17 protein-coding genes and 2 pseudogenes are annotated in these 25,162 nt (G+C 66.9%); 11 read left to right on the top strand and 8 right to left on the bottom strand.

Annotated elements, in window-relative coordinates; translation table 11 throughout:
- Nucleotides 1-187: 187 nt before the first annotated feature.
- Nucleotides 188-373, top strand: a pseudogene (locus ACPT94_RS24880) (transposase); the annotation flags it as partial.
- A gap of 1,146 nt (nt 374-1,519) precedes the next feature.
- On the opposite strand, the gene ACPT94_RS24875 reads toward ACPT94_RS24880, so the two are convergent.
- Nucleotides 1,520-5,623 (bottom strand): CHAT domain-containing protein, encoded by a 4,104-nt coding sequence (locus ACPT94_RS24875; RefSeq protein WP_425246856.1) that lies wholly within the window; start codon nt 5,621-5,623, stop codon nt 1,520-1,522.
- Nucleotides 5,624-6,468: 845 nt separating this feature from the next.
- Here ACPT94_RS24875 and ACPT94_RS24870 point away from each other — a divergent pair.
- Nucleotides 6,469-7,140: a hypothetical protein gene (locus tag ACPT94_RS24870; protein WP_425246855.1), complete on the top strand. Its 672-nt coding sequence runs from the start codon at nt 6,469-6,471 to the stop codon at nt 7,138-7,140.
- Between the two features lie 83 nt (nt 7,141-7,223).
- Here ACPT94_RS24870 and ACPT94_RS24865 read toward each other — a convergent pair whose 3' ends face one another.
- A complete protein-coding gene (locus ACPT94_RS24865; protein WP_425246854.1) occupies nt 7,224-8,048 on the bottom strand; it encodes a GIY-YIG nuclease family protein in 825 nt (274 codons plus the stop codon).
- A 345-nt stretch (nt 8,049-8,393) separates the two neighbouring features.
- Between ACPT94_RS24865 and ACPT94_RS24860 the strand changes: the two genes are divergently transcribed.
- The 5 genes from ACPT94_RS24860 (at nt 8,394) to ACPT94_RS24840 (ending at nt 13,005) form a co-directional block, all read left to right on the top strand.
- Nucleotides 8,394-8,660, top strand: a complete 267-nt coding sequence (locus tag ACPT94_RS24860; protein ID WP_425246853.1) for a hypothetical protein — start codon at nt 8,394-8,396, stop codon at nt 8,658-8,660.
- Nucleotides 8,657-9,274, top strand: a complete 618-nt coding sequence (locus ACPT94_RS24855; RefSeq protein ID WP_425246852.1) for a hypothetical protein — start codon at nt 8,657-8,659, stop codon at nt 9,272-9,274. The genes ACPT94_RS24860 and ACPT94_RS24855 overlap by 4 nt, the downstream gene beginning before the upstream one ends.
- A gap of 413 nt (nt 9,275-9,687) precedes the next feature.
- Nucleotides 9,688-10,710: an ABC-three component system protein gene (locus ACPT94_RS24850; protein ID WP_425246851.1), complete on the top strand. Its 1,023-nt coding sequence runs from the start codon at nt 9,688-9,690 to the stop codon at nt 10,708-10,710.
- Entirely contained in the window at nt 10,707-11,168 is a 462-nt protein-coding gene (locus tag ACPT94_RS24845; RefSeq protein WP_425246850.1) for an ABC-three component system middle component 2, read from the top strand. The genes ACPT94_RS24850 and ACPT94_RS24845 overlap by 4 nt, the downstream gene beginning before the upstream one ends.
- Nucleotides 11,161-13,005 (top strand): hypothetical protein, encoded by a 1,845-nt coding sequence (locus tag ACPT94_RS24840; protein ID WP_425246849.1) that lies wholly within the window; start codon nt 11,161-11,163, stop codon nt 13,003-13,005. Before ACPT94_RS24845 ends, ACPT94_RS24840 begins: the two co-directional genes overlap by 8 nt.
- Nucleotides 13,006-13,053: 48 nt before the next feature.
- Here ACPT94_RS24840 and ACPT94_RS24835 read toward each other — a convergent pair whose 3' ends face one another.
- From ACPT94_RS24835 to ACPT94_RS24820, 4 genes are all read right to left on the bottom strand, one after another.
- Nucleotides 13,054-14,529: a UvrD-helicase domain-containing protein gene (locus ACPT94_RS24835; RefSeq protein WP_425246848.1), complete on the bottom strand. Its 1,476-nt coding sequence runs from the start codon at nt 14,527-14,529 to the stop codon at nt 13,054-13,056.
- A 70-nt stretch (nt 14,530-14,599) separates the two neighbouring features.
- A complete protein-coding gene (locus tag ACPT94_RS24830; protein WP_425246847.1) occupies nt 14,600-15,079 on the bottom strand; it encodes a hypothetical protein in 480 nt (159 codons plus the stop codon).
- Nucleotides 15,076-15,966 carry a DUF6083 domain-containing protein gene (locus ACPT94_RS24825; protein ID WP_425246846.1) on the bottom strand — a complete coding sequence of 297 codons (891 nt, stop codon included), beginning with the start codon at nt 15,964-15,966 and terminating at the stop codon, nt 15,076-15,078. The genes ACPT94_RS24830 and ACPT94_RS24825 overlap by 4 nt, the downstream gene beginning before the upstream one ends.
- A 159-nt stretch (nt 15,967-16,125) precedes the next feature.
- A complete protein-coding gene (locus tag ACPT94_RS24820) occupies nt 16,126-16,389 on the bottom strand; it encodes a helix-turn-helix transcriptional regulator (protein ID WP_425246845.1) in 264 nt (87 codons plus the stop codon).
- Nucleotides 16,390-17,013: 624 nt separating this feature from the next.
- Here ACPT94_RS24820 and ACPT94_RS24815 point away from each other — a divergent pair.
- Together ACPT94_RS24815 and ACPT94_RS24810 are read left to right on the top strand one after the other, a co-directional pair.
- The gene (locus ACPT94_RS24815) at nt 17,014-17,592 is read left to right on the top strand and encodes a hypothetical protein (RefSeq protein WP_425246844.1); all 579 of its coding nucleotides are present in this window, start codon (nt 17,014-17,016) and stop codon (nt 17,590-17,592) included.
- A gap of 312 nt (nt 17,593-17,904) precedes the next feature.
- Nucleotides 17,905-18,051, top strand: a complete 147-nt coding sequence (locus ACPT94_RS24810) for a hypothetical protein (RefSeq protein ID WP_425246843.1) — start codon at nt 17,905-17,907, stop codon at nt 18,049-18,051.
- An 860-nt stretch (nt 18,052-18,911) separates the two neighbouring features.
- On the opposite strand, the gene ACPT94_RS24805 is transcribed toward ACPT94_RS24810, so the two are convergent.
- Together ACPT94_RS24805 and ACPT94_RS24800 are read right to left on the bottom strand one after the other, a co-directional pair.
- Nucleotides 18,912-19,226 (bottom strand): hypothetical protein, encoded by a 315-nt coding sequence (locus ACPT94_RS24805; protein WP_425246842.1) that lies wholly within the window; start codon nt 19,224-19,226, stop codon nt 18,912-18,914.
- A gap of 688 nt (nt 19,227-19,914) precedes the next feature.
- A pseudogene (locus ACPT94_RS24800) lies at nt 19,915-20,297 on the bottom strand (transposase); the annotation flags it as partial.
- Between the two features lie 157 nt (nt 20,298-20,454).
- On the opposite strand from ACPT94_RS24800, the gene cas3g reads away from it, so the two are divergent.
- Nucleotides 20,455-22,959, top strand: coding sequence for a type I-G CRISPR-associated helicase/endonuclease Cas3g (gene cas3g / locus ACPT94_RS24795; protein ID WP_425246841.1), 2,505 nt, complete (start codon nt 20,455-20,457; stop codon nt 22,957-22,959).
- Nucleotides 22,956-25,151, top strand: a complete 2,196-nt coding sequence (cas8g1, locus tag ACPT94_RS24790) for a type I-G CRISPR-associated protein Cas8g1/Csx17 (RefSeq protein ID WP_425246840.1) — start codon at nt 22,956-22,958, stop codon at nt 25,149-25,151. Before cas3g ends, cas8g1 begins: the two co-directional genes overlap by 4 nt.
- Nucleotides 25,152-25,162 lie beyond the last annotated feature (11 nt).

Below are 25,162 nucleotides of genomic sequence, written 5' to 3'. Positions count from 1 at the left end.
AACTACCACCCAGGGTCGAAGCGTTGTCTGGGCTCAGATGCTCGGCCGGACATCCGTCCGGACGCCGGAGGCAACGGCCTGCTGTTCTACCTGTGGGCGGCCAGCGAGTACCAGGTCCCCAATCCGATCCGGACACGCCGCACCCGCGGCAAGCGCCGCGACGGCACGCAGGCAGAGAAGCCAGTGAGACCTGCTCGCCTGGATGCCCCTGCTCGCCCTGACCGACCAAGCCCGGCTCTGGGAGCCCCGCCGCCTGCGGCTCCGGCTCTTCTCCACCGCCGCCCAACTCGTCACCACCGGCCGCCGCCGCTACCTCCGCCTCGCCAAGCACTGGCCCTGGACCCATGTGATCGCCGATGCCCTGGACAGGATGAACGAGGCCGGTCCGCAGTTTCCCGCAACGTTCGTCCGGCAGGACGGACACCACGGCTTCTGCGGACAGTTGCCTTGTGTTGTCGTCCTTCCGCCGAAAGCCATCAGAGGAAGGACCCGGCGATTTGGGCACCACATATTACGAAGGCCTGTCGATCCCCAGGGGCCCTGACCGGCTGGGACGGTCCTCCCCCTTCTTCAGGGCGACGTATTTAGGAGGGGCAACGCCGACATTGTGTTATGGGTCGTACTCTGGATGCCGCAGGTCGGGGGACCGGGCGTAGCTGTCCTGGTCGGGCCGTACCACGTGGCGCCGACTGCCGCTGCAAGCAAGGCGGCGCAGCTGAGGGTCATGACGATGCCGTACTTGAGGGCTTTGGCTGAGACTAGCGCTTCCAAGTGCTCCACGACGCTGCGCACTGGAAGGGTGTGCTGCGCGATTGCGGCGGGGCGACCATGTGCGGCGCGGAGCAACGCAACGGCACCGCCGGCTCCGGCTGCTAGAGCCAATAGCAGGAGTATGCCGACCATCGCCGCCCAGCCGGGTGCAAGCGTGCTTACGTCGGACCGGCCCTTGATCAAACTGAACCCGACGAGCGCAGCAAGTAGTCCGGTCAATCCGTTGCGCCATGCGACGGCCGCGGTCCGGACCGTGGGCAGTTCGGTGCGCAGTAGTTGCTCGCGTTCTTGAGCGCGGAGAAGATCAGCGGGGTCGGCCGGTCTGCCTGGGCGGATGGTGGGCGTCACCGGGTACCTCCTCCTCATTCCTCCTGAATGTCGAAGACCCAGTACGCGCCGCACCCGACTGCGTCCTCAGGTCGGCCGGGGTGTTCCTCGCTGCAGGTGCACGCGACTGGGATGCCCTCATTCCATGAGGGATAGGGCGGGGAGGCAGCCGCAGTGGTGATCGACCGTCCTTTCACTACCGAGTCGAAGTCTGGAACTTCGATGTAGATGCCGCACCGTGGGCAGGGCCCACACAGCATGGACATGCCTGGACGTACCTGCCGGATTTGCCATGTTTCTGCAGCCTGTTGTGCAAAGTCCGGAGTGCTGATCTCTCGGTAGGTCATCGGCGTTATGTCCGCATCTGACGATTCAGGCATCATTGGCCCCTTCCCGTTGGGTTTGCATTCGTTGGCTGCGCTTACGGGCCGGTGTGTGTGAAGGGAATCCAGACACTGGGTTCGGTGCGGTAGCGCTCTCGTAGTTGACGGATCGTGTGATGCAACGCGGTGGCGGCGTGCTCGGGAGTGAAATGACCGTTCGTAGTGAGTCGGCGATAGAGGGCCTCGGACACGTCAGCAGCGGCAGGGTCGTAGACCGACCACAGGGTGGCGATGACGTGGCTGTATCCGGTGTAGTGCAGTGCGGCGGCGAGTGTGATCGCTTCGTCGGGGAGATGGACACCGCCGATCGCTGTCTTGCAGGCCGACAGGTAAGCGAACTCACCATGAAATTGGCCGGCGCTTATGTCCGTGAGGGACAGCGGGCGGTCGTACAGATAGAGGCCCCCGAAGGATGGTTCCGCAAGGTCTTGCATGCCGTGGCAACTGAAATGCACCCATCGATGGCTGCCCAAGGCCGCACGTACGGCCTCGCGGGTCGCCTGGTGCCCATGCATCACGGTGCTGCGTCCGGGGAAAAATTCGTGGGTGAGTAGGTCTCGCTCGCGTTCGACATTGGGCAGTGGCGCCAGGTTGGGCGTGTTGGGCATCGCGACAACGAGCATGCGCTGCTGTGGGCGCGTGCCTACCGTAGCGGGAGAGCTACTCCGGGCTTGGTAGAGCGCTCTCAGCGTTGGGGTGTAGGAGGAGATCGCGCGGTCCAGCACGGTTTGGCCTGAGGGGGCACCCGGAGCGTGGTAGCCAGCCGCATGGAGGGGGACCACCGTAAGTGGACCGGTGGGACACCACCACACCCTTGGCCATTGATCCTGTTCGCCGGGGGTGGTGAGGAAGCCAAGGTGGGTGAGCACGGGCTCGGCGATCACGTCCCACGCCCACTCGAGTGTCTCCTGTAGGAGTTGCTCCATTGCGTCTCGCGTGGCGCGCAGCTTGAGCTTGGTGGATGTGTATTGGTGGAAGGCGCTGGGGGGATCGTCGGCCTGCGGTCGCTGCGTCAAGGCGAGTTGAGTCTGCGCAGACTCGTAATGCTGGATCGCCTGCAGGTAGTCGTTGGCCTTGGTCATTGCCGATTCAAGCGTCAGCTCTGGGAGTCTGATCAGCTCGGCCCCGGATGTGGTGACAGCGATGGCATCGCAGCGCTCCTGACTAATGTTGATCACTACGGCAGTGCCGTCTGCCGCGGCGCGGTATAGGTCAGTTGCTGGCGGTGGTCGCAGGAACGATGCGAATCCGGGGAGTTTCCGGACTTCCTCGACAAGCGTGTCCCACTCCATGGCTTGAGCCATACGGTGGTCCTCCGCTGGGCGCTTATTCAAGGGCGTCTGGTCTAGGGCCGTCAGTTCTGGATCGCGATCGAGGCCTGCACGAACGTTCTCCAGCTCCATCGCCAGGTCCTTATTGACACTGCGCAGGTCGGTGAGATCAGTGCGCGTCTCCAGCAATTGTGACCACAGTACGGAGCGGCCCTGTTCGAGGAGTTGGAGAGCTTCCATGGGACGCCCGGCATTGATGGCGCAGGCTGCAGCGTTATTGGCCAAACTGGTCCAGACAGCGAGCTGGCGTTCTTGGGACTTTCGGCCGATGCCTCGCCAAGCCACCAGCGGAAGGAGTTCCACCGTGCGGGTGTACCAACGCAATGCCTGGTCATGTTTGCCGCGGGTGGAGAGCGCATCAGCACTGGAACGTGCGGCCATCGCGCGGATGGCCGCGGGCGCCGCGGTGAGCTCCGCGGCCTCCTGCCACGACCGCAACGCGTCTTCCCAGTCAGGCAGGGTGTGCTCTCCTTCAAGCTCGGAGCGGACGCGCAGCACGTGCCCGAGGGTGAGCAGAAATCGGGCGCGATCAGCCCTATCGAGGTCGGTGCATTCGCGCACGCTGTCACGGGCTATGGAGACCGCATGGTCCAACTCCGCTGGGTCACGCGTGTGCTCGTATCGTCTGGCCAGGGCGATAGCAAGATTAGACAGTGCCCTTGGGCGCATGGGGTGACCATGTGGGGCGGCGTCGGCTGCTGCCTGCGCGACCTTTACGGCTTCGTTTGCGTCGTTTGCGTCGTTCAGGATCTGTGCCCGGGTGGCCAGCGCGGTAGCGAGATTGGTCAGGCATCGCAGTCGGTCAGGATCCCCCGATGGTGTTGCCTCGACGGCCTCGCGATGCTTGGTGATCGCCTCGTCAAGGTCCTGGGAATCACCTGATATGCGGAAGCGGGCGGCCAGATCACTGCCGAGATGGGAGAGCAGCCCAGGAAGTGCGGGGTGCTCACGCACGTGCTCAACGGGCTCTTCCGGGCTGAGGACGTCGGCGAGATCCCCTGCTCCTCCCTTGCGCAAGTCCGCGGCGAGACCGTTCAGCATCTGAGCAATGTCGATTTCGGGTGCGGGCAGTACGTCAAGTGCCTGACGGTCGTAAGCGATTGCGTCATCGAGATCGGCCAGGCTTCCCAGACGGTCGAAACGGCTGCTCAAGATGGTGGCGAGGGTCGCCAGATGCTGGTACAGGTGAGGATCGTCCTGCTGTTCTGCGGCAGCGACGACAGAGCGCGCCTCTTCCACAGCCCTGTCATAGTCGGAGATCTCTCCGGTGTACTCGGCACGAGCCCACAGGGCACTGGCTACGTTCGCCGCATACTCCGGGCTTGGACGGCCTTCAGCTCTGGCGCGATCGGCCGCTTCGCTGTGGAGAGCTACCGCACAGTTGAGGTCCTCGACGCTTCCTGTGTGGTGAAATCGGCTTTCCCGAGCGTTCCCGAAGCGTGATATGTCTTTTGCGTCCAACTCGACCGAAGCAGTCCTGACCTGGTCGTGTGCCTCGATGGCCGCGTTGAGGTCATCCAGGTTCCGGTCTCGGTCATAGCGCTGTAGCAGGCTCACTCCGAGGAGGGTGAGCCACCCTGAGCGGACAGCCCAGTCCTTGTTGGGCGAGAGGTCTATGGCGGCCTTCCGGCAGCGGATTGCGCCGTCCAGAGCAGCTCTCTTCTTGATCAATTCATGCTGGCGCTCATACGCGGTGGCCGCGCAACTGAACACCACATGCTGAAAATCGCGGTGTGTCCCACCGAAGTCAGGATGATCCAGAATAGCATTCCAGGCACCCACTGCCGCAGCCAATCCTGGTGGACCCCCGATCATCGCCTGGCGGTCCGCATCCACCGCCGCCCGGTAGCGGTCAGCAAAGGAGGAAGGGACGGAAAATTCGTTTCTCTGACGGGACTCGACCGGACCTGTCGAGGACTCATGTGGAGCGCCAGTCCTCATCTTTTGGAACTCCTTGACGGCCCGCTTCCCTACCTCCCGATAACGCTTCAGGAACTTGCCGTGCTCTCCAAGTATAGGTGCGATTTCGGATTTTCCTGCGTGCCCTACGTCGATTCTCAGTTGTTCCAGCACTTCACAGACATTGTCATCGAGGAGTTCGGGGTGTCGCCGAACCAACCTCCCGGCTTGTCTCCATGTAGGTGCTTCTATCACTGCGGCTACAGAGCGGGCACGTTGGGCTACGCTCACCACGACTCTTGCTGTGAGATCGCCCGTCAGCCCCCTGATCATTTGGGCGAATATTAGGTCACCAATCTCGCTGGGCGGCAGCTGCACCCAGGGGGATGTCTCCCGATCCCGAGAAGCCGCAGCCACGGCTGCCTGGACGCCTTTGTCCTGGTAGGCGCTGAGAAGATTCTGGCTGCGTGCAAGACGTAGTACCGCCTGGGTATTCCCTGTCAAGCCAGCTACCTGGATCATCTCGTCGATCAGGTCGCGTATCGGATTTTCCTGTAGCTCGGGGTGCTCCTGCAATAGGCGCTGCGACTCTGATGGAGTGGATGCCTGCACAAAGGCGGAGGCAATCCACCTCATATCTCGCTTTCGGCGCTCCTCGGCAAATGCCGACTCGACCCCGACTTCGGCGCAGCGTTGGAGTTGCATTCTGCACTGCCCAAGTTCGAACGCCGTTTCTGCTTCACCACGCTGCCGGGCAACAAGGGCGAAGTCGTCGATGGCGTAAAGTGCATCATCGCCAAGCAGCACTGGGTGTCGCTCGACAATGTCCCGGGCCTCTTCCATAGTCTCAGACTGAAGAAGGAGCCAAATCGCCGAGAGCGCGGCTGGGTCAAAGAGTTCCTCATTCGCCATGTGTTGACATCCCTTGCGTGACCGTCAACGATCTGGTAGATCGCAGCCCGCAGCTTTTTCCCGCATTGAATATGGAGAAAGACGCATTAAACGGTCGGCGATCGGTCGACCACGGAGAGTGCAGATCTATGAGGTGCTTCCTTTATGCCAGGTTCATATGCGTGGTCCCGCGCAGCAACTCGAGGACCTCGGGTCAACGAAGCGGCGTATGCAGACCGCATCCGAGGAGCCGGGCGGCGGCCGCCGTCGCGGGGGAGCGCCCAGGTGGTCGCGATGACGTGGGTGTCGCCCTCGCACGGGCCGTCCGCCATCAGGCGGCGAGCGGCAGACAGCAAAGCCTCGTTCATCCAGCGCAGGACGTGCCGGTCCAGGCCCTCCAGGGCGGAGACATCAACCAGGCGCGTCAGCGGCCCCTCGCGGTCCCCGGAGGTGTCGCCGTCCCCGCCGCCGCTCTCCAGCACCGGGGCGACCCGGGCCGAAGGAGCGCGCGGCCAGGGTCCGGCACAGGGAGGCGACCGCCAGGACGTCCAGCACGGGGTTCGACTCCTAGGGGGTTCGGCCGGACGGCGAAGGTGCCAGAGCCGGGCGCAGTCCGGATGAGGCCGGCGGCCGCGAGCTGGCCCAGCGCGGCTGAGGACACCATGAACAGCGGGGCTACTCGCACTCCCGGCACGGACGACCCGTCAGGTCCACCCTGCTGCGCAGCGCCGACGCCGGTCCATCGCTGCTCGCCCTGTACGTGCGACATGGAGTAGCGCACTGCGCCTCTCGGGTCCTCTCTCTTCGTGTATGACGTACGGGGGTCACGATCGCGGCTAAACGAAGGGGGGACTTGCAAGGTGACGATGCTGGATCTGGAAGTCGTCGGCCCGGCGCAGAGCGACTCTCTGTACCACTTCACCGGTCGCAACGGGCAACGGCCCGACTCGGTGCCGGAGGAGATCCAGGGCATGAGCGCGCAGGAGCGTCTGGACAGCATCCTGCGCGAGAAGCAGTTCCGGGCGTACGCGCCGTTTGGCGCGACCACCCCGTGTATCTGCTTCTCCGAAAGCCCCCCCGACCACCTCAAGTACCTCATCGGCATCGGCCGGTTCTCCCCCTGGGGCATCGTCACCCACCGCTCCGCGATCCTCAGCGCCGGCGGGGGCTCCGTCGCCTACGTCCCGGACGCGGTACACGCGCAGTTCCAGCAGGCTGGTCTCGCGCACTGGAGCGTCCGCACGGGAGTGGGATCGACCTGGATGCACGAACGCGAGTGGCGACTTCCCTGGGCCGAGGACACCGTCGCAATCCGGTACGTCCAGGCGATCCTCGTGGGCGATTCCAGCTGGCGGCCGTCGCTCGTCGAGACCGGCTGGGTGGACGCATCCACCGGGAATCCCGTTACCGGGGAAGAGGCCAGCCCGTACGCCGAGCCGGTCTATGAACTGCCCGTCCTGTGGCGCACTTCGTGGATATGGGTTTGGGACCCGCACCAGGAGGCGGTGATGAAGTACCCACCCGGGACCCTGTGCTGAGGCAGCCGCCAGGGCACCGGTCTCCGGTGCCCCGAGGGGTTCGAGTCCCCTGCTCGAGCCCCAGAGAACCCACAACCCGCCGATTACGAAGCGCTGACGTACTGCCAGGAGCGCGGACGACCGGCAGTCGACGTGTGGGCAGCCCAGGTCTCCCAGCCGCCTTCGTGACGGACTCGCGCAGATATCCTCCCAAGGTGGTTCGAACGCCCTTCACTCAGTGATCGAGCGGACTGCCGCATGCCGGTGCAGAACCGTCCGGGCCGGGCCGAGCATTCCGGGCAGTGCGCCCCGCGGACGAGGTGCCGCCAGCGGCGAAGGGAGTGCCAGACGAAGTAATCCGGCTCCTTCTCGTCCCAGTACCCGTCATCGTCCCCGTGCCAGTGGAGTTGTCGCGCCTCCGCCTCCGCCGATCGCCTTGCGTGTTCCTGGAGCCACAGATATGCGGCGGCGTCGTCACCGGCATTGGACCGATTCAGCAGGTCGCAGCCAAGCCAGATGTGTTGAAAGATCCGTTGCTGCTCACACGCCTTGCGAAACTTCGCCGGTACACAGCCCACGGTGTCCCAGAATGGCTCCAGACCCTGCTCTCTGAGCTGTGCCCACCACTGCCCGACCGGCCGGCCGCGCTTGCTTCGATGGCCAGCAAGCCGCTCACGCATCGGGTTCATCGTCTCCCCCACATAGCGGACTGCGCCGGTGCGGGGGTCATACAGGGCGTAGACGATTCCGTCTCGCAGCGCGAGTTCTGTGTCCCTCATCGCCTTCAACAGCCGTTTCGCCTCAGCGACGTTCACAGAGCCTAGGCCTGCCGAGGCGCCGTCCTCAAGCTGGCCTCGCAGCGCAGCGGCACTGAGCTCAACTTCGTGCAGAACCGCACGAAGCTCCCCCTCGGTGATGTGAAACTGCATGTTCCAACGCTACCTGGGCCATCCCGTGTCCCGGTACGAAGTGCTTCACGACGTCGTCACCCGAAGGGCCAAGAAGATCGTCGGGAGGACGCATGTCAATCTCACCGACACGATCGGCCTCATCCGTACCGGGCAAGCGGCGCGTGTGGACGGAATGAGGTTCGGCCAGCTCAAACGGCCCGACGAACCTGCGCCGTAGTGCCCGAGCCAGCCGCGCACCCGCCCGGCCGACGCGCCGTAGGAAGGGACTACCGCCCCCGTCAGGTCACCAAGGGGGGACGTGGTGCTACCGGTGATACGTTAAATTTGCGTATTTCCGGTGATCGTGAGCTTAGAGACGCAGCCTTGGTCCAGGTTCGGGTGCGGTTCCCGCCCGCCCGCGACGTGTTCACCGCCCTCCTTACGGGAGCTGGCGTCACCCTGGAGGAGTCCGACAAGGGCCGCTACACCCGGCGCATGATCGAGCTGTGGGGAGGCTTCGCGGCCCTTGCCACCGATCTCACGGCAGGTCCTGCCGCCAGCCTGCTGTCCGGATGGAGGCCTGCCGGGGATGAGTCGGGACGTGTCTATCAGGACCGCAAGTATCTCGCGCTCGCCGACGTAGCGCGATGACCGGCGGGAGCGAGGAATCGTCCCGGCAGTTGCTCGATGGGTACCTGCAGCGGTCCATCGCGGCGAGGGGCCTTCTGTTGACCTGCGGGCAGTGCGTCGGCACGGCCTTCTACCGGCTGGAGGACATCGGGCCGGGATTCCGATGCCAGCGCTGCCGACAGCACAGCCCGATCGTCCGATCCGCCTGGAAGGGGCAGGAGCTGGAGCCACAGTGGTACTACGGTCTCGACGAGGTCGCCTATCAGGGCCTGCGCTCGAACATCCACGTGCCGGTCCTCGCCCTCGCCACGCTCGCCAAGTCCGCGCAATCCTTCCTGCACATGCCCGAGGCGATCGTCCACCGGGACGGCTACCCGGACATCGAAGTCGACCTCTGGGCCATCGTCGACGGCCGGATCGTCATCGGCGAAGCCGAGATCAGCGACCGTCTCGAGCCGACGAAACGCAGGGAGGCACAGCGCTGCGCCGCCCTCAAGGGGCTGATCGAGGATCTCAGTGCGGACGAGTTCGTTATGGCCACCACCGGCCCCGCATGGGACGGGCGTACCGAGGCCCTGGTGAACAAGAAAATCGCGCCGGCTGCCAAGGTCACGTGGCTCACCGGCCTGCGCTGATGTGGAGCTCCGCTGCCGCACCATGGTCACGCTCCCCCACACGCGCGCCCTGTGTCGGCATCAATGCCGAGGCGCCGCATACCGTGCCCGCCGACGCGCGCAGGGTCAGGTGGAGCTGGCCGGAGTGCGTGGCCTGGCCGCGGGCGGCACGCGAGGAAGAGCCGTCCTTGAAGCGAAGCCGGACAGTCGCCGCCCGTACCCGTCCCCGGCCAGCGGAGTCGGCAATGAGACAGCGCGCCCTTGTCCGGCTGTTTGGTGAGACCGGCCACGGGTATGAATCGCGTCTGCTCAGGAGCGACAGTTGTTGATGTCGCTTGCCACAACGGGGGGATGACGGGGTGTCGGATCTGCACGATGCAGGGTCGGGGGAGGCAGAACCGCCGCCGTTGACAGTGCTGCCCCCTAGGCTGCGCATGGCGCCGATGCCGTCGCCGAAGCAGATGGTCTCCTTCTACGACCCTGACCAGTTCGAAGAGTTCGTGAAGGAGTGGGTTCCGGCACTGGAGCTGCAATACGTCATGGTCGAACGGCATGGCGGCTCAGGCGACCACGGCATCGACGTGGCCGGCCACCTGTCGCGGGAGAGGCTGGAGGGGGAATGGCACAACTACCAGTGCAAGCGGTACGCCGCTGCCGTGGCCTGGGCCATCGCGGCCCAGGAGATGCGCAAGATGTTCGTGGCCGCCGCGGCCGGCGAGTTCACCGTTCCCACCCGGTACGTGTTCGTCGCGCCGAGGATCTCGCGCAGCCTGCCCCGCCTGTTCGCGAAGCCGACCGACTGCCGGGCCAAGTTCCTGCAGGAACTGTCCACGACCAGGGACAAGCTCGTGACCGACCTCACCGCTGAGCAGCGAAGAGCCGTCGAGGACCTGGCCGCGGGCACCGATTTCTCCATCTTCGAGTGCATCGACCTGGACGAGATGCTCGCGCTGCACAAAACCACCCCGCACTGGGCGGACCGCTTCCCGTATGCGCCGTTCGAACAGGGACCGCAGGAGATGGTTCCGCCTGCGCAGCACAGCGAGGACGAAACCCGCTATGTCCAGTGTCTCGTCGACGTCTACCGCGAGCGCTATCCGGGCACGATCGACAGCCTGGAGGAAGTACCCAGCGTCCGGGAGGCGGACGAGCACCTCAAACGCCAGCGCGTGGCCTTCTACGCGGCCGAGGCCCTGCGCGTGTTCGCCCGCGACGCCACCAAGCCGGCGTACTTCGAGCGGGTGAAGCAGGACGTGTACGACATCGTCGTGGAGGTGGCCGCCCGCTCGTATCCGGACGGCTGGGAGCGGCACGGCGCTGTCATGGAGGCTGCCGGGACCGTCCAGCTGACCCCGACGGCTCTGGTTCCCTTCGTGGAGCCGAAGGCCCGGAAAGGGGTATGCCATCACTTGGCGAACGAGGAGCGTCTGACATGGTGCAGGGAGGGAGAGAAGTGACCCCGCTCAACAGCCCCATTGAGGTCGGCGTACGCGCCCTTGTCCTCTTGGCCGAGAGCCACCCCGAGCCCATGGACCTCGCACAGCTGGTCGCTTTGGACCATGTGTTGCTCCACAGCGGTGAATACGACGGGCCTCCCAGTCTCCATCCCGACCTGCCCGGACGCGCAGGCGAGCTCGGGATGAAGCGGGCCATACTGGAACAGGCGCTCCTGGTTCTGATCAGGGCTGGCCTGGCGGGCGTAGTGGACCGCAGCGAGGGCCTGATGTATACGGCCACCGACCGGGGCCCTGTATTCGTCGATGTCCTGGAGGCGCCCTACGTCGAGTCTCTGCGAGAGCGAGCCGAGTGGGCGGTCCACCAGTTCGCGGCGCGGTCCAACGCCCGGGCCGCGACACAGGAGATCGTCGACCGCGCGTTCGCCGAACTCTCCCGGGGCGGGGCAGGCTATGGATGATCTTCGGCTGGTCCATCTCACCTACGCGGGCATGGGCAAGCCCACCGCGAGCGTGGAGTTCGACCCGGCGCTGACGGTGATCTACGGGGCCTCGGACACCGGCAAGTCGTTCATCGTCGAGTCCATCGATTACATGCTTGGCGGCACCCGAACGCCCGAGGTCCCGGAGGCCGAGGGCTACAGCCAGATCCTGCTTGGGCTGCGGCTGCCGGACGGAGCCGCGCTGACCCTGCTGCGCGCACCGCGCAGCAACACCATCCACATCTACCGGGACGATCTGCGGGATCTGGTCACCGGTTTCGCCGATACGCAGGTCACTGCGGCGCACACGGCGCGCAGCAAGAACAGCCTGTCGCTGTTCCTGCTGGGCGAGCTGGGGCTGGCAGATTTACGGATCCGCAAGAACGAGGCGGGCGGCAGCCGGGGGCTGGCCCTGCGCGATCTCGTACATCTCTGCGTGATTCCTGAGACACGCATGGTCGACCCCCTGTCCCCGGTCCTGCACTCGTCCGCCGCGAGCGGCAAAACCTCAGCAGCCTCGGTCATGCGGCTGATGCTGACCGGGGACGGCGACCCGGACGTCGACACCGGCCTCAACGCCGGACAGCGCCGCGTCAACAAGGGGAAGATCGCGCTGCTCGACCAGATCATCCTCGATCTGCAGAGCAAACTGACCACGAACGAGAACGTGAGGGACCTGCGGGACCGTCAGGTACGCCTGCAGACGTCCATCGACGAACACTCCACCACCCTGAGGGTGATCACCGACCGTCACCTCGGCGCGGTCACGAGCCGGATGAGGGCGACCGAGGAGCTGTCCGCGGTGGAGTCGCGTCTGGCGGAAGTGGGTGACCTGGTCTCCCGGTTCGGGCTGCTGGAGGAGCAGTACCGCTCCGACCTCGCGCGCCTGGAAATGGTGACCGAGGCTGGCAGCCTTCTGGGCTACTTCCGCGTCGGCACGTGTGTCTTCTGCGGTGCCGAGCCAGAACACCAAAATCCCGGCCACGGGGAGCACGAGACGACCCAGCTGCACCTCGCGGTGCAGAACGAGACCGCGAAGACCAGCTCCCTGCTGGCCGATCTGCTTCCCACGATCGAAGACCTGCGCTCCCAGTTCGACACGCTCAGCGCACGGCGGACGTCCTTGATGCAGGAGACGGTCCGTATGGAGGCGGAGATCCGCGCGACGGAGGACCAGTTGGTGCCTCTGAGGCAACGCATGGAGGAGCACCTGCAGGTCCGCTCGGAGATCGAGCGGAGTCTTGAGCTGCACGCGCGGATCGACGAACTGGAGGAGCGGCGCTCACGGCTGGACGGCGAAACGGTCGGACCTGGGCAGCGGCCCGCCGAGTACGTCCCCAACCGGATTCTGTCCACCTTCGACGAGACGCTGCGCCGCACGCTGGAAGCGTGGAAGGTCCCCGCCGTGGAATTCGCGGAGTACGACCAGTACGCCATGGACGTCCGCGCGGGAGGCCGTCCCCGTGCCAGCCGGGGCAAGGGCGTCCGCTCGGTCCTGCACTCGGCGTTCACCACCGCGCTGGCACAGTTCTGTCTGAGCAACGACAGGCCGCATCCGGGTTTCGTCGTCCTCGACTCGCCCGTGGTGACCTACCGGGACCCCATCAGCGACGAGCCCATCGGCGAAGACGTCGACCTGACCTCCCACGTGGTGGACCACTTCTACCGGGACATGCTCGACTTCCCCGGCCAGGCAGTCGTCGTCGAGAACGGCGACCCACCCATCGACGTGCTCTCCGAAGCCCGCAGCTACCGGTTCACCGGCACCGGACCGGGCAGGCATGGCTTCTTCCCCGTCTCCGCCGCGGACAGTTAGGAGGAGACAGAGCTGCGGCCGGCCGGTGCGGTGGCGCCGGTGGCTGCGCTACGTGGCGGTCTGGCCCGCCGCCTGGGGATGGCTGTCGATCCATGACAGGCCGCCGAGGTCGAGGCGGCTGCGGGCGCGGGTGACGGCGACGTAGGCGAGGCGGGCGTCGGTGTCGCTCACAGGTTCCGGAATGGGGCGGCCCTGGGCATCGTGCTGGTCGGTGTCTTTCGGTTCGGGGAAGTCGTCGGCGATCTTCACGGTGGGCCATTCGCGGCCCTTGGCCTTGTGGGCGGTGGAGACGGTGACGTCGGCGGTCGATTCGTCGGTCAGTTCGTCCACGGCGGTGAGGATGGCGTCGGGTCCGTGGGTGTCGACGAGATCGACGAAGGGCTGGAGGTCGCGGCCAGCCGGGTCGTAGGCGGCGTAGTCCTGCAGTTCGCCCCAGGAGGAGAACAGCACCAGCTCCGGATGGTTGGTGCGGCGGCCGTCCTTCAGGTCGCGGGCGGCGTGGGCCAGTGCGGCCAGTTGTTGTCCTCCCCGGGTCAGGGCGACGCGGTGTCCCTCGGCGAGCAGGCGCATGACTTCGGCCATGGCGCCGATGTTGGTGCGGCACAGCACTGCGTCGGGGCAGGTGATGTCGCCGACCTCGGCGGGGATGGTGTCCGTTCCGGTCAGCCGGATGGAGGCGTCGGCGAGGGCGAGCCACCGGTTGGCCTCTGCCGCGATCTGCGGCCCGAAGCGGAAGGAGCGTGTCAGGGGCAGTTGCACCGCGTCGAATCCGGTCATCACGTCGCGGGCGCCGCGCCAGCCGTAGATGGCCTGGGCTGAGTCGCCGACCATGACCAGCTGAGCATGGTCGCGTTGGGCGGTGAAGACGTGTTCCAGGACGGGGTTGGTGTCCTGGGCTTCGTCGAGGAAGAGGTGGTCCGCCTCGATCTTCGGTCCGGTCAGGGCCCACATCTTCAGGTAGTGGTCGTGTTCGAAGCGGACCGTGCCGAGCTCGGGATCTTGCAGGTCTGTCCAGGCTTTGGCGGCGAACGGCAGGATCACCTCCGCGAGGTGGGCCTGCTCTTCGGGTGTGTCCAGGCCGCGCATGCGGGGCACGTGCTGGCGGGTCAGGCTGCGGTCGGCGGAGTAGCAGAAGCGGGTCACCGTTCGTACGACGGCGTGGGACAGCGTCCGCTGTGTGAGGTCGCGCTTCCCGATTCGGACGGGGCGGGTGATGCCGAGGGCCTGGCCGGTTTTCCACGCTGGCTGGCGTGGGCTGCTGAGGCGGCGGGCGTAGCGGTGGCCGAGGGCGGCGTAGGCCGTGGCGTGGGCCGTCTTGCACCGCACCGTGCGCGGGAAGCGGCTCACGGCGTCGCGGGCGATGTCCTTGTTGAAGGCCAGGTACCTGCCCCGGCGTGAAGTACTGGCCGCCAGAAGCGCAAGGGTGCTGGTCTTCCCGGTGCCGGCCCCGGCCTGCAGGACGAGGTGGTGGCCGGCGCGGAAGGTGTCGGCGGCGTGCGCCTGTTCATCGGTCGGGGTGTGCAACAAGAGCTCCGTACTGCGCAAGAGAGAGCTGGAAGACGAGGCCGCCGCGCACGGCGTCGCGGTGCGGTGGTCAGGGTGCGGCGGCGGACGGTTGGCGGCGGTTGAGGAGGCTGGCCGCGCAGGAGAGCACTTCTTCACGGGTGTGCTGCTGGAGCAGGCTTTCCAGGCGGGCCGTCAGGCGGCGTTGGCGTTCTTGCTCGCTGCGCTCGACTTCCTGGGCCAGGCGCTGGCCGAGGAAGTCGCTGGGGCGCTGACCGTTGGCCGCCGCTGCCTTGCGGACGGCCTTGGTGGTGGTGCGGCCGAGGTTCACGTTGACCAGAAGGTGGCCGCTGTGGTCGGGGTAGTGGGTGGCGAGGATGTCTATGGGCAGTTGCCCGTCGAGTGTGCGCCGCATTCGGTGCAGGGCAGTGGCCGGGCTCTTCGCGCTCTGCAGGGTCATCAGCCGCGTGCGGTCGGCGTTCTCGGCGAGCGCCACGTGCTGGCGGGCGCGCAGTTCGCGGCAGGAGGCGGGCCGGGTCAAGATGATCTCGATGGCGTAGTGCCGCGTCACACCCGCACCCCCCACCTGGGGTGACCTGCGGGCCCGCCCCGGCGTCTGAGCGTGGGCACCCGGGTGTGGATGTGGTCGCTGTGCAGGAGCGGGTCAAAGGGCTTCCACTCGGCCAGGGCCAGGTCGGCCGCGGTGGGAATGGCGGAGTGCTGCGGGCAGCGCTGGGAACGCCAGCGCAGCTGCTCCGCGTAGGGCAAGGTGGCGAGGCTGTAGACAGCCATGGTCTCAGCGGCTGGGGCCAGTTGGCCGGCGTGAGCTGCGACGGGCATCAGACTCCACTGCCCGCCACGGGTGCCGGACGTGAGGACCGGGCTGGTGCATCGGTGGCGGCGCCGGGTCTGGGCGACGCACTGGATCTCTTCGACGGGACGGGCGGCAAGGTAGCGGACGTACAGGATCTGCACGGTCGGCCGGGCCGGGCGGCAGCCGGACGCGGCGGGCGCGGGATTGCAAGCGGGTTCGGCCGGTGGCGGGGTGAAGGCGCCGGCGTCGATCAGGCGGCGGGTGTTGACGGCCAGCATGCGCCGCAGCTCGGCGAGTTCGGGAGCCGCCTGTGGGGCGGGGCGGGCGGGGCACAGCACGGCGTGGGGCAGGCGGCACCAGGGCGTCCCATCGTGCGACGGGTGGGCGACGCCGGAGCTGACGTGCCAGCGGCAGGCGGCCGGCACGGCGCTCACGAGGACTTCGCCCGGATGCAGGCGCACGGCACTGTGCCTGCCGCGCTGGTACCACTCGATCCGGTTGCCGCAGTCGCGGCACCGGTCGCTCTGGGCGCAGCGCAGAAGTCGGCTGACCGCGTCGGGCGCAACGCGCAGGGACCGGCGGGCAGGGACATGAACCGGGCTGCCGTCCCAGCGCCGGGCAGCAGGAGGAGGTGTGGAGCGCATGAGGACGAAGCTGCCAGGCAACACGCCGCCTCACCGGGACCTGCGCCGCGAGGTCCCCCAAGTGGCCCCTAACTGTGCGACGCGTGCACGAAAAGGCGATCACGTTTTCGATGCCGGATGGCCGGTTCGGGTGATTTCCCGCAGGCTGCAGGCGCCCGTTCAGCCGTCGGGCGAGCCGGGCAAGTCGTGACCCTCGCACAGCGTGCTGAACAGGTCGTCGAGTGGTGTACCGAGGGCGTGCGCCAAGGCGTGCCAGGTCTTGAGGCTACCGACGGTTCGGCCCTGCTCGATCTCGATGACGGTCCGCCTGGCCAGGCCGCTTCGCGCCGCGAGTTCGTCATAGCTCCACCCGTGCTCGGAGCGCAGACGCGCGAGCTTCAGACGCAGCGCGTTCAGGTCCGGCTCGGGCGGCAAGATCGTCACCTGCTCATCCGACGGGGCAGACCCCTGCCCTGTCAGTGCAGACCTCTGCCCTATTTGAGCTGGTGAGGCGGCAGCAGCAGGGCAGAGGTCTGCACTACGGTGGGCGGCCGTCCCTGCCCGCCCCGGGCCGGGGCCAGCACGAGGCGGCGGGAGGAGCACGCACCGATGAGGCTGCGCACACCTTGTTCTGCGGCGGCGCGCGCGTGGACCGTGGAGCTGCGTTCCCATCCCGGCGGCATCACCCTCGTCTGCCGACACTGCCCGCTGGGCGGTGGTCGCGTCGCCCCCGCGTCCGCCCGCGCGGCCGCCCTGGCCCACCTCGCCAGGCACGCCCGCGCCGATATGCGCGCAACTCACCTTCGTATCTGCCAGTGCCACGAGTGTGGATGCCGCTGGCACGCCCGCCACCGCGGCTGCGCCGGCCCCGTCCGGCTGCTCCTGGCTCGAGAGCACGGCGGTCGGCTTTGGCGACTGGCCGATGTGTGCACGGCTTGTGCGGCAGCCACGGAACAGGCAGCCGTGGTACCGGACACGCTGCTCGTCTCACCGCATCAACGTCGCGGTGCCGCCCGTCGGCGCCAGCGTCGGGCCAGAGGGCCGGGCGACCGGATCCGGGTGGCGGAAATGCTCAGCTACCTCGCCGTCGCGCTTCCTCACGGCGTCTCGGCAGCGGCCAGGCTGGTCGCCCTGCAGTGCGCGCTGCGCATGGACTCGCGCATGCAGGTCCGGCTGCCGGTGGGCGTCCTGCGCAGCCTTCGCCTCAGCACGCCGTACCCGTGGCAGGAACTCGAGCAGGCTCGCTGGCTCTGTGTGTGCACCAGCCCGCGGCCGGGCGAAGTGATCATCGAATTGCAGGACCCAGCACTGCTCGGCCAGTCTCCCTCCCGCCCTGACCGGCAGCGCGCTGCAGACTGGGCACTACGCGCCGGACACGGAGCGCGAACGGCTGGCGAAAGCGGGCTCGGGCATCTGTTGAGCATCCACGTCGCCGCGCACAGTGACCCTGTTACCGGGCGGGGTCAGGGCGAGGCCGACCGGATGGCCCGCGAGTGCGGCGTGGAGGCCCAGGACCTGCCCGGTGCGCTCGCCCGGCTGGCGGCGATTGACTTCCTGAAGTGGTGGCAGGTCTGTCCGGATACCGGTGACGTCCAGTGGAGTTGCGCCTCACAGCACGCGAACGGCGGTACGAACTCCGATGAGTAGCTCCGACTGTAAACAACACACCGGCCGCACACGTCCGGCCGGTCCGCCGCCGCGGTCGGTGGCCCGTCAGGCGATGGCTGTTCGGGACGGGCCGCGCCTTTCGCCGTCTGTCTTTCCGTCGACGCGGGGCGGGCATCATGTGACTGAAGCGGCCCTGCGACGGCGGCCGTGACGGTCCACCAGTCCGGGTTGATCGGATGCGTCCATTCTCGGAACTAGCCGACTACAGGCCCCTGTTGAGTGCTTGTAAAGTTCTGTCAACATGTGTCCACTGTCGTTCATCGGGTCGAGCGGGCCGTGGAGCATGGATGCATGGCCGACGATCAGGACCACGAGTCAGAGAAAACTTCCGAGGAGCGGGAGGGGCGTTCAGTCGCCATCACAGTTGCTATCGCTGTGGCATCAGCCATTGCAGGAGGGATAGCTCAAGCAGTGACGGAGAAGCTTTTGACGCTGTGATCTGACTCACGACAAGCAAGGGGCGAAATTGAGCGGGGGGCGCCGCAAGAAAATCTCGATGCCACCGGAGTCTGAACTGCCGCCTGGAAGCCATCGCAGCCTGCTCGAAGCGGTTCACATGGCTTATCAAAAGGCCGGATGTCCGGGGACTCGAAAGATTAGCGCGGCAGCCGCAGAGGCTTCGTTCGCCGCAGACGTAATTTCACACCAAGCAGTTGCGAATATCCTGAATGGCAAGAGTTTCCCGGTCTGGGTAAAGCTGCAAGCGCTGGTGGCGGCTCTGCTGATTCTCGGCCGGTTCGAGTCCATCAAGCCTGAGCTAGAAAGGTTTCGCGATCTATGGGTGGATGCGCACTACGGCGAGACCGCTTCTGAGCCTCCCATAGTGCCACTCCTGGACGAGTCGTTGAACCGCTCCCGGCCCGGGCAGCAGGCCGGTCCTACTGCGGAGGCCCCCGAGCCTCCAGACCCTCTCGTTGTAGAACCTGAGACGGCATCGGCCGCGCAACCCGTTCACGACGGAGACGTATCAGACACATCGGCGACAGCCCCGGGGGCCTCGTCTGACGACAGTAGGTCTGCCGAGCAGGAATTTAGGGCTGTGTTTATGGAGTCTGCCTGGCCCGGGCCTGACATGTTCTCCGTAGAGCACATCGCGGGCAGACTTATCGTGAAACTGAATGTCGCGCACCCAATGGGAGCATCCATTGCAGAGGCCATGGAGCGGGATGAGGAGACGTCTCGAATGCTGTGGTTACTGCTGTTTTCCTGGGCACGCATGGAGGATGAAATCCCGTCCGCCAGGCAAAGAGCCAGGGCAGAAGACATGCGACGCGACTGGAGTCGATATGCAGGGCTCTTTATGGATCCGAACGATGAAACAGATTAGGGAAGCTTGGCGCAGCGCCCTCATCCTCGGCGGGCGTCGCGTGCCGGACCGCCACCTGCTGCAGCACCGCGTACAGCGCCTGAGCACGCTGGCTGCGCGGGCTGCCGAAAGTCGTCCGGTCGGTGGTGAGCAGTAGGCGCCAGTGTGCGCCTGTCATCCGCATCCCGGCAGCAGCCCTCACCGCGGACAGCAGACGCCGGTTCTCCTGCGCCGCCAGCGGCCCTCGTGCGGGCGACACCAGCTCCTGCGCGGGCCTCCGGAGCTGCTGGCGCAGATGCAGCGGCACCGTCTCCCATGTCGGGTCGGCCGCCCCGGGCAGCCCCGGACTCGACCAGCAGCGCTGGGGCGGGGCCCGGAAGCGCGAGTTCGCGCTCCTGCTCCAGTCCAGCTTCGCGTGAGGAGGGGGACTGGTCGCCGACCGGGGCGTCGGTGCAGGTGTGGTTGGCCGACAGCCCGACATCCACGCACCCTGGGCAGCGGACCCAGCCCGCCTCCCGGACAGCCGCCTCGACCACCGAGCGCTCCGGGCCGAAACCCGCCGAGACCAGCTGATGCGGGAGGCGCAATCCCTCCACAGCGCGCAGGGCGGCGGCCGCGGTGACGTCGTGGCCCTGAACGAACTACCTTCCCATCTCCACGATCGCGCCGCACCCGCAAAAACAGCCCCGTTCCCTCGTCTCCGACTGGGGAAGAGGCAGTGTTCCAAGCATGCAGTACTCAAGTCGAGGCGAACGCGATAGGCCCTGTAGTCCTGTTCGATGCCCCGGAGCAAGTGACTGGCAGGAAGGCCCGTCGAAGCGCAGAGCTGCTAGCCCTGATCTTTCGTGAGGGTCCGCCGACGTAGTCGGTGGACCGTTTCGTTTTTCGGTGGTCGGTGGAGGGCGGGCAGGGGCCCGAATGTCGCCTCGGGTGGGCGCCGGGTTCCACTGTTCTGGGCTGGGCTGGTGTTCTCGTAGGGGCGGGAGAGCTGCTGGTCAGCCGGAATTCGGCAGGAGCGCGAGTCGTTCGAGGGCGCCTGTGATCTCGTGGGTCCAAGGCCAGTGGGCCACGAGTCGAAGAATCCTGCGTCGGCCAGTGGTGACGAGCTGGTCGGCTGGGGAAAACAGGGGGAGCCGAAGGCGGCGGGGTCCCCAGAGGCAGGCTTTGCCGGTCAGAGCGAGCATCGGCATCCAGGCCAACAGGTCGAGCGCGAGCTGGACGACTCCAGCCACACCTTGTTCTGCACGGTCTCGTGCGGGGGCAGTTTGCGCAGACCGGTCGAACGTGCGGTCTGGATGCGGCCCTCGGCCCGGGCCCACAGCCGGTGACTGGGCTCAAGCTGGGCGATCGGACGGCTGGCGGTGTTGGTTGTGAAGCAAGGTGGGAAGCAAGAGGAACCGCAGGTGAAGCCAAGCACGTGAGTTGCCTGTGTTCGGTGGCAGTCGTGGCATTTGCCTGGTCAGGGGCGGTTGTCAGTGGGGCGTGTCAGTATGCGGCCTGGCTGCCAACTGCACTGTGTTTGGGGAGGGGTGAGCGTGAGGCGCACGTTCGTGGAGCTGTTTCGTGCTGCGATGCAGGATGCAGATGCGAGGCCGTATCCGTACCAGGAGCGGCTTGCGGCGGAGGGCCTGCCGGAGTTACTGCGGGTTCCCACGGGGGCGGGCAAGACAGCGGCTGGGGTTTTGCCGTGGTTGTGGCGCCGTCTGGAGCATCCTGAGACCGCAGTGCGCGCCGGCGAGGCTCGGCGGTTGGTGTTCGTTCTGCCGCTGCGGTCATTGGTCGAGCAGACGGCGGCCGTGGTCCGGGAGTGGATTGCCAACGCTGACCTAGCCGGGGCGGTGGGGGTCCATGTGTTCATGGGGGGCGAGCACCGTGACGATGACGCGTGGCGTATGGATCCGTCGCGGACCGCGGTGTTCATCGGTACGCAGGACATGTTGCTGTCCCGCCTGTTGATGCGCGGATATGGGGAGTCACGTGCGCAATGGCCGGTGTCGTTTGGGTTGCTCCACAGCGGTGTGCAGTTCGTCTTTGACGAGACGCAGTTGATGGGGCCGGGGCTGCCAACGTCAGCTCAACTGCAGGGTTTGCGGGAGAAGTTGGGTACGGGCGCCCCGTCGCGGTCGATGTGGATGTCGGCGACGCTTGCGCCGCACGAGGTGTGCACACCCGACCACCGCGAGGTGCGAGGCGTGGTGGAACTGGGGGAAGACGACCGGGTCGGTGGCCTGGCCGTGCGGTTGAACTCGGTGCGGCAGGTTGAACAGGTGGAGGTGCCTGAGTCGGCGGCGGCCTACCCGGCGGGAGTCGCGCAGGTCCTGGTCGCGCGTCACGTGCCGGGAACGCGGACGATTGCTGTGTTCAACACGGTGGAGCGCGCTGTGGCGGTTCAGGCGGCCTTGGCCAAGCTTGTTCGCAGGGGCGGGCCGGAAGTGGTGCTGTTGCATTCCCGGTTCCGACCGCCCGAGCGGGAGGGGCTGATGGACGAGCTGAAGGCTCCGTTGTCTGCGATCGGTCAGATCGTGGTGAGTACTCAGGTCTTGGAGGCTGGGGTAGATCTCTCGTCTCGGGTGCTATTCACCGAGGCGGCCCTGTTTTCCTCGGTGGTGCAACGGGCCGGCCGGTGTAACCGCGCCGGTGAATTTCCAGAAGGTGCCAACCTGCTGTGGGCCCCGCCTCCCTCCGGGCGGGGGCAGTACACGCCGTATGAGCAAGAGGATGTCGAGATGGCGGTGGAGGCGCTCACGTCGTTGGAGGGAACCTGCGTGACCTCCACGATGCTCCAGGAGATGCCCGTCGTCCCCAAGCTCGTTGTCCACCCGGTCCTGCGGCGCCGTGATCTACTGCAATTGTTCGACACCATGCCCGACCTGAGCGGTGCGGACATCGACGTCTCCCAGTGGATCAGGGACGGCCAGGACACTACGGCCCTGGTGGCGTGGCGCGACTGGACGGACGGCAGGCCGGGCGAGCGCGAGGCGTTTCCTGCCCGCGAGGAGTTGTGCCCTGCGCCGGTCGGGGACCTCAAGACGATCGTGAAGGACTCTCTGGGCCCGTTGTGGGTCGCGGACGCGGCGGAGGACGCCTGGCGGCGGGCCCAGTTCACGGACATCCGGCCCGGCGCCGTGTTGCTGACCTCTACCGCCTCAGGCTGGTACGACTCGAAGCTCGGGTGGGGTCTGAAGCACCGATGTCCGGTGACCTCCCGAGTCCGGACCGGGAAAGCTCCGGACGGCATGAGCAAGGACGATGCCTCCTGCGCCGATCGGTGGGTGGACCTGATCGAGCACCTTGAGGACGTCGAACGGGAAGTCGGGCTGGTGGCAGAGGGCTTGGCTCCAATGGACGGGCTGTCCGCCGGACACCTGGAGGCCGCTCGGCTGGCCGGTCGCTATCACGACCTAGGCAAGGCGCACTCCGTGTTCGCCAACACGGTCCGCCGCAGTTGTCCCGAAGGCGAGCAGCCGCCGGGCGAAGGACCCTGGGCGAAATCGCGTCACCGGATGGGTCGGCACGAGCGCAGGTACTTCCGGCACGAACTGATCAGTGCGCTGGCACTGTTGCATCCGGACAGCACCCTCCTGGACGGCAGCGAGTACTCAGACTTGATCGCTTACCTTGCGGCGGCGCACCACGGCAAGGTGCGGGTGTCGGTGCGTTCTATGCCGGGCGAGGCCGAACGAGTGCCGCCCCGGGTTCTGGGCGTCGAACCGGCGGAGGAGGTCGGCCCGGTCGATCTGCCGGGCGGGAAGGTGCTCCCGCGCATCGTCGTCGACCCGTCTGTGCTCTTTCTTGGAGGTGATCCCCGCGGAGGTCCCTCCTGGACGCAGCGGATCTCCCAGCTTCTGTCCCAGCTTGGGCCGTTCCGGCTTGCCTTGCTGGAGGCACTTGTGCGTGTCGCGGACTGGCGGGCCAGTCAGGCGTATCGCACACCGCAGCCCGCACCGGACCAGGCCGTCGCGTCGGACGAGCAGTCGTCGGCCGCCCCGCTGCCGATTCCCACACCGGCGGGTGCATTCGAGCAGGAGGTGCTGTGGTGAGCATCCAGATTCCGCTGCGCGGATTGCGCGCTACGACACTGGGCGGCTACCTCAGTGCGCTCGGCCTGCTGCGTATTTTGGCGACACAGCACGACACCACCACACGGCTGCGCTGGGCAGACGATCTCCCCGTCCTCACCAGCGCATGCAGCATCGATGAGCTGACCACGTGGCTCATCAGCTGTTACAAACCAAGCCCCATCGTCTCCCCGTGGAACGCCGGAGCGGGGTTCGCCGGCAACGGCAAGAGCGTGGAGGCCGAAAGGATCCTGGCCCAGGTCGAGGACAGCCACGATCCACGCCTGGCGGTACTGCGAGAGGCCATCGCCGCAGGCCGCAAGGTTGTGGCCGAAGGGCGTGCGCGCGGCTGGGCGGGTGAGAGCCTGTGGGCCAAACAGCACAAGCAGTCCGTGATCAGCCTGTGCCGCAACTCCTTCCCCGATGAGGCGCTGCCCTGGATCGACGTGGCTGCCGTCCTCAGCGGCCCGGAGGTCCACTTCAACCCGGTGGCCGGCACGGGCGGCAACTTCGGCCGCCAGGAGCTGTCTGCCACCTTTCTCCAGCATCTCGCCCTGGTCCTCGGCCCCAAAGCCGACCACAGCCATGCCGCCGCATGGGCACGCGCCGCCCTGACCGGGGCCGAAGACATCCCATACAAGCGAGGAGCGGTCGGCCAGTTCGACCCCGGCCGTGCCGGAGGAGTCCTGGCCTCCATCTGGGGCGAGCCCGATAAGCAAGGCTTCGTCAACCCCTGGCGCACCATTTTGACCTGCGAGGGGCTGCTGCTGTTCGCCAGTGCCGCAGTCCGCCGCAACGCTGCCGAGCCGGGGGCGGCCTGGCCGTTCAGCGTTCACGCAACCCCCATCGGGCACCCCACTGCCTCGGCTGGTGAAACTGCCAAGGGCGAGATCTGGGCACCTTTGTGGGAGCGGCCCGCAAATCTGGCCGAACTGGAACAGCTCTTTGGTGAGGGCCGGGCACGGTGGGCGGGGGCCCAGGCCAAAGACGGCTTGCTGTTCGCCCTGGCCATCTCCGCCCTCGGCGTCGACCGCAACCTGGCCGCCTTCCGCCGATTCGTCATCGTCGAACGCCTCGGCCAAAACCCCATCGCCATCCGGGCCACCGACGTCCCGGTCGCCCTACGCGGCGAGCACAGCCTGCTCGCAGAGCCGTATGTGTGGCTGACCCGGCTGCGCCGCAAAGACAAGATCCCTGCAGGAGTAGCCGCCCTGCTCCGCCAGTGTGATCAAGCCCTGTTCGCCGCCATCACTGGCAGTGATACCACCGCCATGGCCCGCTTCGTGATCTCCTTCGGCCACCTGCACGAGGCCGTCGCCCGCTCCGGACGCCTCCGGGAGGACATCGCCCCCTACCAGCCGCGCCAAGCCCGCATCTGGAACCCACCGCCCGATACTGCCAGCCAACTTGAGCTGCAGTTGGCCTCTGCCCTGGCCTCCCTCGCCGAGACCCGCACCGAGCGTGCCATGCCCGCGCTGCGGCCGCTGCTGACCCGGGTGACCCGCAGCAGGGACCGTCTGGTGTGGGCCGACAGCCCAGCCACCGGCACCGAACTCCTCGGCTCCACCCTCGCGCAGGCACTCGCCCAGGCCCACCGCCTGCGCCTGCAGATCCTCGAAGCCTCGCCCGGTGACACGGAACTACCCGCCGCGGAATTTCCCGTCGGGCAGACAGTGGCACTCCCGGTCCTCGAAAGCTTCGTAGACGGGGAGTGTGATGACGAGGTGACCGCCGACTACCTGCGCGGCCTGATGACCCTGGGCTGGACCACCAGCCAGCCAGCCCCGGCACACCACGGACGGGCACTCAATCCGGTGCTGTCCGTGCTGCTGCCGTTCTTCGCCACCGACCCGTTCAGGCTGGTTTCCACCTGGGGACCGGACCCCGTCGCCTTCACCGCGACGCTGCGCCCGCGCCCCGATTGGATCGCCCGCTTGATTGCTGCCGGCCCCGCCGGGGTTCTCGACGACGCGCTGCTGCGGCTGCAACTCGCCGGCTGCCGGCCGTTGGTCGGCAGCCCACCGGACCGCGCCGGCGCCGTGGCTGCGCACCACACCGACGGCACGCGTCTGGCTGCTGCACTCCTGATGCGCGTCCAGACCCGCGACCGCGCCAAGGCGCTGAGCGCCGCGACCGCGTCTCGCCCCGACAAGGAATCCCCCGTCACCACCTGAAGACCGTGCAC

Origin of the sequence: Streptomyces aurantiaciflavus, from assembly GCF_049808595.1 — a bacterium.
Classification (GTDB): domain Bacteria; phylum Actinomycetota; class Actinomycetes; order Streptomycetales; family Streptomycetaceae; genus Streptomyces.
Note: the sequence above shows the minus strand (reverse complement) of the source record. Positions and strands in the feature narration are given on the sequence as shown.

Bases quoted from the DNA above. Each gene is read 5' to 3' on its own strand.
- ACPT94_RS24875 (WP_425246856.1), bottom strand. From the start codon at position 5,623: ATGGCGAATGAGGAACTCTTTGACCCAGCCGCGCTCTCGGCGATTTGG.
- ACPT94_RS24870 (WP_425246855.1), top strand. From the start codon at position 6,469: ATGCTGGATCTGGAAGTCGTCGGCCCGGCGCAGAGCGACTCTCTGTAC.
- ACPT94_RS24865 (WP_425246854.1), bottom strand. From the start codon at position 8,048: ATGCAGTTTCACATCACCGAGGGGGAGCTTCGTGCGGTTCTGCACGAA.
- ACPT94_RS24855 (WP_425246852.1), top strand. From the start codon at position 8,657: ATGACCGGCGGGAGCGAGGAATCGTCCCGGCAGTTGCTCGATGGGTAC.
- ACPT94_RS24850 (WP_425246851.1), top strand. From the start codon at position 9,688: ATGGCGCCGATGCCGTCGCCGAAGCAGATGGTCTCCTTCTACGACCCT.
- ACPT94_RS24840 (WP_425246849.1), top strand. From the start codon at position 11,161: ATGGATGATCTTCGGCTGGTCCATCTCACCTACGCGGGCATGGGCAAG.
- ACPT94_RS24825 (WP_425246846.1), bottom strand. From the start codon at position 15,966: ATGCGCTCCACACCTCCTCCTGCTGCCCGGCGCTGGGACGGCAGCCCG.
- ACPT94_RS24815 (WP_425246844.1), top strand. From the start codon at position 17,014: ATGCTCAGCTACCTCGCCGTCGCGCTTCCTCACGGCGTCTCGGCAGCG.
- ACPT94_RS24810 (WP_425246843.1), top strand. From the start codon at position 17,905: ATGGCCGACGATCAGGACCACGAGTCAGAGAAAACTTCCGAGGAGCGG.